The organism is Anaerobranca gottschalkii DSM 13577, from assembly GCF_900111575.1.
Taxonomy (GTDB): domain Bacteria; phylum Bacillota; class Proteinivoracia; order Proteinivoracales; family Proteinivoracaceae; genus Anaerobranca; species Anaerobranca gottschalkii.
The window spans coordinates 1-6,099 of record NZ_FOIF01000084.1 but is presented as its reverse complement, the minus strand read 5'-3'; the positions used below and the strand labels follow the sequence as shown (position 1 = coordinate 6,099).

Below are 6,099 nucleotides of genomic sequence, written 5' to 3'. Positions count from 1 at the left end.
TTCAACAATTTTTCTATCAATCAATTCAAAATAAGTTCTCATCATCTCCAGTATAAAATTATCTGTTAGCTCTTTTAAATTTGTTTCTATTTCCTCCATTATTCGAGTTTCATCTTCTGAAAAAAATTCTAAAACTTTATTGATGAATTCTTCGCATTTTTGTTGTATAATTATATTCACAAGAGACCCTCCTTTTTGATTGTTTTGTTTTGTCAATTTTTATTTTACCAAAAAGAGTGGTCTCTTGTGTTTTTTTATTTGTATTTTTCCTACAACAATTTTACACTATGAGAAAAAGCAAGATTTAGTGTATTAAAACACTATAATCTTGCTTTGGTGTTATTTCCCTTGTTGTAATGCATTTTCAACGGCATCCCTAATTCCTTTACTGGTAGCTGTTGCTCCAGAAACCAAATCTATATCTGTACTTCCCTTTTGAATAATCCTTTCTATTGTTTGCACTTTAGCAGTATCAGAAATCCCAGGTGTTTCTTGTTCCCTTACAATTTGAATATCAGTAATTTTTCCCCCATTTATCGTTACTTGTACTTCTATCTCCCCTCCATAACCTTGAGCTATTCCATTATAAACTCCATCTTTGTACTTTCCAGTACTACTTCTCCCACAACCTGTAAAAACTAACAATATAATCAAGGTAACACAAAGCCAAAAAAACCTCTTCATAATATTACCTCCTTTATTTTATATTGTTAGTTTTACACAATTTCTATTTCTAATATACAAAAACAAAGGAAATTACAGAGAAACTAATTCTTCGGCAAACTCTTTTATTTCTCTGGAAATACTTGATAATTTTTTCAACAAAATACTAGCCCGTTCTGTAGCTTCCGCTTGTTTATGGGCAACATCTGAGGCAATATTTATTCCCTTTTGAACTCCATCCATGTTATTTTGAATGTCTAATATCACCTGTTGTATCTCTTCTACTGATTTTTCTGATGAATCAGCCATAGTTCTAATTTCTTCTGCTACAACACCAAAGCCACGCCCTAATTCTCCAGCCCTAGCAGCTTCTATGGCAGAATTTATACCTAATATTTTACTTTGTTTACTAATAGATTTTATAAATCCTAAAATTTCTTGGGTTCTATTAAAAGCTTCCTTTGTTTTATAGGATTCTTCTACTAACCTTTCACCCATTTGAGATAAATCATATGTACCATTTTTTATTTCTTCCAATACTTTACCTACATCTAAAATCCCTTGGTTAAGGTTTGTCAAATCTTGCTCAAGTTTAAAAGCCATATTTTTTAGTTCTTTAATTAAATTATCCCTACCGGATACTATTTCCATTAATAAATTAGCAGCTTGTCCATCAATAACTGTTATATTTTCTGGAACATTTTCCATCAATATTCTTTTTACCTTATCTACGCCAGTAGCTTCAATAATACAGTCTACAGGAAGGCTATGTAAAAAATTTAAAAAATCATCCCCTGTTCTTATCCCCTTTTCCTTTGCAAATTTTATCCCTTCCGCATGGCTGTTAATATCTGTTATCCAAAGTACATCTACAGTATTCAGTTCACTTAAAATTTTAAGAATTGATGTTCCACCAACTCCAGCTCCTATAATCCCTACCTTCATTAGATTACCTCCTAGAACATTATTAAGATACTTAAATTATACACCTTAATACAGAATAACATCAAGGAAATTTTTACCTTGTATAATTAACGTATGTATATAAATAATAAATTCTGTTTAAAATATCAATGAATAAATTTTAGGAGGCGAATTAAATGGGTGCTAAAACTACTAGCTATACTGTAGTAGGTCTTGGAATTATTGTTTCCCTAATAGGATGGTATATTAGAGGAGAATTAGGAGCTGGAATTTTAGGTTTTGGATTAGCTCACATCGTTTTAGGGCTTTTAGATACAGCTAGACCATCAGTAAAATAATAAAGTGGCTAAATGCCACTTTCAGTTTGTAGACAAAGTCATTTTTTAAAGGCTGTGGTAATTAAACATTCTAACAAAGTCTCCGTCGAGATTTAAGGCTTCTATCTAAAAGGAAGAAGGGTACCGCTCTAATTCGCCGTCCATGGCTCAATAGAGCTTTTGGAACGTCTTGTTCCTCACCCCTTCTTCCTTTTATCTAATCAGCTCTTAAATCTATCTCCTCGACTTAATCGTATCTTTGTTTAATTACCACAGCTGATGATGACTTTGTCTATAGTTTGTCTTCAGTCTGTAAAGTGGCGAAATGCCATTTTCAAATTTATAATATCAAAAAGCCTAGTAAAAATCCTAAGAGTAGCCCAAAATTTCCCCAGTGAGAATGCCCACTATGAGAATGGGGTATTAACTCATCGGAAACGATATATATCATGGCACCTGCTGCCAAACTTAAACCAATAGCTATAAAACTTTCAGATATTTGAAAAAGTAACATACCTATAAAAGTCCCTATTGGAGTCATCATCCCTGCAATTAAAGTTAATATAACAACTTTTAATTTACTAACACCACCAGCCAATAAGGGTACAGCTGTTGCCATTCCTTCCGGCACATTATGTATCGCTAAAGCTATGGCTATAGACATTCCCAGTGATTTTTGGGCCTCAAATCCTGCTCCAATAGCTAAACCTTCAGGTAAATTATGTAAGGCTATCCCTAAAAATATAAAGTAACCCATTTTTTTAAATTTGCTTTTTTCATCATTTTCCATCTCTCCGGAACCAATATGGGAATGGGGTACAAAAATATCTAACAAATACATTAGTATAACTCCTAAAGTAAAGCCAAGTGCAGTATTGAAATTTCCTCCTAGTTCCGCTGCTTCTGGAATAAGTTCTAATGTAGATACGGCAATCATAATCCCTGCAGCAAATCCCATAGTAGAAAATATAAATTTTTCCCCAATTTTTTTAAATAAAATAACTATTAATGCTCCAACAGCAGTTGCTAAACCTGCTAAAGAACTTACAATTAAATCTTCTAACAAAAAATCACCTCCTCTACATTATTAACTAATTAACTAATTATACCATAAAACTTTCATCGATAACAATAATTATTACTAACCCCCATTTATTTTTTAATAAATGAGGGTTATAGGTTTACTTACCTGATACTGCAATTTTTTTGATTTTCAATGATGGTGATCCAAAATATCCCCTAGAAGGTAAACCAAATTCTAAATCATTTCCTACTTCTTCAATATCCTGTAATACTTCGTAAAAGTTACCTGCAATTGTTATTTGGTCTACAGGTCTTACAATTTTACCTTTTTCAATGAGAAACCCTTGGGCAGCTAATGAGAAATCGCCACTTACGGTGTTAGTACCGGAATGTAAACCTTGTACCTCTGTAATTACTAATCCTTCATCGATAGTTGCAACTAATTCTTCAAAGGTTTTATTCCCTGGTTTAATATACATATTAGTTGGGGCAATTCCTACAGCTCCTTTAAAAGAAGCCTTATACCCATTCCCAGTGGATTTAACTCGATCTTTTTTAGCTGTTTTTAAATTATGAAGAAAAGTGTTTAATCTTCCTTGACTAATTATTTCTTTAGTATATGTTGCGACCCCTTCGGCATCGAAAGGTGTAGAAGCTAAACCATTTTTCATTAAAGGATCATCGATTAATGTAACCTTTTCATTGGCAATAATTTCTCCAATTTTACCTTTTAATAGAGACAAATCCTTTTGTACATTTTCTGCTGAAAAAATTGAACTAAAGGTTGCCAATAAGCTGTTTGCCATATCATTTCTAAAAATAACTGGATATGTTTTGGACTTTACTGTTTCTGCCCCTAACATTGCTAAAGCTTCATTAACTGCCTTTTTAGCAATTTCTTCAGCATTGAAGTCTTCTATTTGGGTAGAACCTAAAAACTTAGCTCCAGTTTTGATGTTTTCCCCATCTTTAACAACAACAGAAAGATATGTATATGCCAAATTATCTTTTGCCCTCTTTTCTAAACCTTTGGTATTGCTGATTATTTTCTCTCCTTCACCGGAAGCCATCAAACAGTAATTTACAGCGACTACCCGTTTATCTTGAGCAAAAGCAGCTTCTTCTAGCTTTTTAGCAAACTGTATCTTCATTTCCGCAGTAAAATTTTCTAATTCTGGATTATATCCATCATAATCACTGTATTGTGGTGATCCAGAGAAAATTTCCACCTCATCTTCATCTTCAATTATCATAGCATTTCCCTTTGCTTCTTCTACCAAAATATCGATAGAGCTTTCGTCAACCTTTTCTGTGAAAGAATAACCCATTTTCCCTTTATATAAACCTCTAAAGGCTAAACCAGATTCATCTGCTACAGAGTAATCATCTACTTCACCTTTGAAAATTTTCACACTGAAATTATTACTTCTAGTAAAGTAAATTTCCATATCTGTAAAACCATGTTCTTTACCTTTAGCAAATAACTTATCTTTAAAGTTTTGGATATTCACCTTTTACTCCCCCTTTCTACCACCAACAGTCATTTCTGAAACCCTGATCATTGGTTGCCCTACATTAGCAGGTATTGACCCACTAACAGAGCCACACATTCCTTGACCTAAGCCTAAGTTATTGCCGACCATATCTATCTTTTTCAATACCTCTATACCTCTACCAATTAACGTAGCACTGCGCACTGGTTTGTGAATTTTTCCATTCTTAATTATATAACCTTCATTTACTGCAAAATTAAATTCACCAGTAGCAGGATTTACTGAACCTCCACCCATGTATCTAGCGTAAAGTCCATATTCTGTATTACTAATAATTTCTTCAGGTGTTGATTTCCCAGGTGCAATATAAGTATTAGTCATCCTAGAAGTTGGAGCAAATTTATAACTTTGTCTTCTACCATTTCCCGTAGGAGCCATACCCATACGGCGACTATTTAATCTATCTATCATATAACCCTTTAAAATTCCATTTTCAATTAATATATTTTTCTGGGTTTTCATCCCCTCATCATCGATATTGGAAGATCCCCAAGCATTTGGTATAGTTCCATCATCTATAGCAGTAACAAATTCTGAAGCGACCAATTCTCCTAGTTTATCAGCAAAAACTGAAGTCTTTTTGGCAACTGAAGTAGCTTCTAAGCCGTGACCACAAGCCTCATGGAAAATAACACCACCAAATTCATTATCTATGATTACTGGCATTTTTCCACTAGGACAATGATCAGCATTAATCATTGTTACTGCGATTCTAGCAGCTTCCTTTGCATAATAATCTATATCTATATCCTCAAAAAATTCAAATCCCTTATGGGCCCCTGGTCCATAAAAACCCGATTGTTTTTCCGTTCCTTTAGAAGCAATTGCTTCAATGGGCAGACGGGTCCTTACCCTTCTATCTTCCACAAATAAACCTTCACTATTAGCAATAAGAACCTTTTGATCTACATCTAAATAGCGAACAATAACTTGAGTAATTTCTGGACTATAATTTTTAGCTACAAAGTATGCCCTTTTCATAACATCAACTTTTTCTTTTTTAGAAATAGTATTTGGCAGTTTTTTTACAAGATGGTTATTTTCTATAGTGCTAGTAGTTAGGTTAATTGTTAAATCTCCCTTTGTCCCCTTTATAGCGGCAGCAGCTGTTTTGGCAACTTTGAGGAGATTTTCTTTAGAGCTATCGTTGGTATAGGCATAAACTGAATTTAAGCCATAATAGATCCTAATACCTACTCCGTAATCCCTTCCTGAATTGCTTTCTTCAACAACACCACCTAAAAGTAAAATTGATGTGGATTGAGTATCTTCAACAAATATTTCGGCAAAATCTCCACCTGTTTTTAATGCTTCATCAAGAACTTCTTGAATTAATCCTTTATCTAACATCTTGTGACCCCCTTTAAAATAAATTTCGCGACTCTAATTATTACTTCTATAAAAATAAAGATATTCCTTCTATTTTTTGTACATTTTAAAAATTTTATTATACTCAAAATTAATCTTAATAGTATTTTAGTATTATCCTTCTAGGCAAAACTTTATTATATAGTCATAAAAATAAATAAAAACAGGAAAGAATATCAAAAATTTTAACAAATTATACTACTATTAAAATAAATATATGTTATAATTATCTCATAAGGAGATGATTATAA

The 6,099-nt window shown here is 32.8% G+C and carries 6 protein-coding genes and 1 pseudogene; 1 reads left to right on the top strand and 6 read right to left on the bottom strand.

Annotated features, from left to right (window positions below; all coding sequences use genetic code 11):
- The 3 genes and pseudogenes from BMX60_RS11430 to BMX60_RS11420 form a co-directional block, all read right to left on the bottom strand.
- Positions 1 to 180: pseudogene (locus BMX60_RS11430) on the bottom strand (hypothetical protein); the annotation flags it as partial.
- Between the two features lie 159 nt (positions 181 to 339).
- Positions 340 to 684 carry an FMN-binding protein gene (locus BMX60_RS11425; protein ID WP_091351567.1) on the bottom strand — a complete coding sequence of 115 codons (345 nt, stop codon included), beginning with the start codon at positions 682 to 684 and terminating at the stop codon, positions 340 to 342.
- Between the two features lie 72 nt (positions 685 to 756).
- Positions 757 to 1,608: a methyl-accepting chemotaxis protein gene (locus BMX60_RS11420; RefSeq protein WP_091351566.1), complete on the bottom strand. Its 852-nt coding sequence runs from the start codon at positions 1,606 to 1,608 to the stop codon at positions 757 to 759.
- 155 nt (positions 1,609 to 1,763) lie between these two features.
- Here BMX60_RS11420 and BMX60_RS12145 point away from each other — a divergent pair, with 155 nt between their 5' ends.
- Positions 1,764 to 1,925: a hypothetical protein gene (locus BMX60_RS12145; RefSeq protein WP_177159807.1), complete on the top strand. Its 162-nt coding sequence runs from the start codon at positions 1,764 to 1,766 to the stop codon at positions 1,923 to 1,925.
- Positions 1,926 to 2,244: 319 nt separating this feature from the next.
- Here the strand turns inward: BMX60_RS12145 and BMX60_RS11415 are convergent, their stop codons facing one another.
- The 3 genes from BMX60_RS11415 to BMX60_RS11405 form a co-directional block, all read right to left on the bottom strand.
- On the bottom strand, positions 2,245 to 2,970 hold the full coding sequence (locus BMX60_RS11415) for a ZIP family metal transporter (protein ID WP_091351565.1): 726 nt from the start codon (positions 2,968 to 2,970) through the stop codon (positions 2,245 to 2,247).
- A gap of 115 nt (positions 2,971 to 3,085) precedes the next feature.
- Positions 3,086 to 4,438: a TldD/PmbA family protein gene (locus tag BMX60_RS11410; protein WP_207648446.1), complete on the bottom strand. Its 1,353-nt coding sequence runs from the start codon at positions 4,436 to 4,438 to the stop codon at positions 3,086 to 3,088.
- A gap of 3 nt (positions 4,439 to 4,441) precedes the next feature.
- The gene (locus BMX60_RS11405) at positions 4,442 to 5,830 is read right to left on the bottom strand and encodes a TldD/PmbA family protein (protein WP_091351564.1); all 1,389 of its coding nucleotides are present in this window, start codon (positions 5,828 to 5,830) and stop codon (positions 4,442 to 4,444) included.
- Between the last annotated feature and the right edge of the window lie 269 nt (positions 5,831 to 6,099).

What these genes read in the sequence shown, in the direction of transcription:
- BMX60_RS11425 (WP_091351567.1), bottom strand. Translation starts at nt 684, where the DNA reads ATGAAGAGGTTTTTTTGGCTTTGTGTTACCTTGATTATATTGTTAGTT.
- BMX60_RS11405 (WP_091351564.1), bottom strand. Translation starts at nt 5,830, where the DNA reads ATGTTAGATAAAGGATTAATTCAAGAAGTTCTTGATGAAGCATTAAAA.
- BMX60_RS11420 (WP_091351566.1), bottom strand. Translation starts at nt 1,608, where the DNA reads ATGAAGGTAGGGATTATAGGAGCTGGAGTTGGTGGAACATCAATTCTT.
- BMX60_RS12145 (WP_177159807.1), top strand. Translation starts at nt 1,764, where the DNA reads ATGGGTGCTAAAACTACTAGCTATACTGTAGTAGGTCTTGGAATTATT.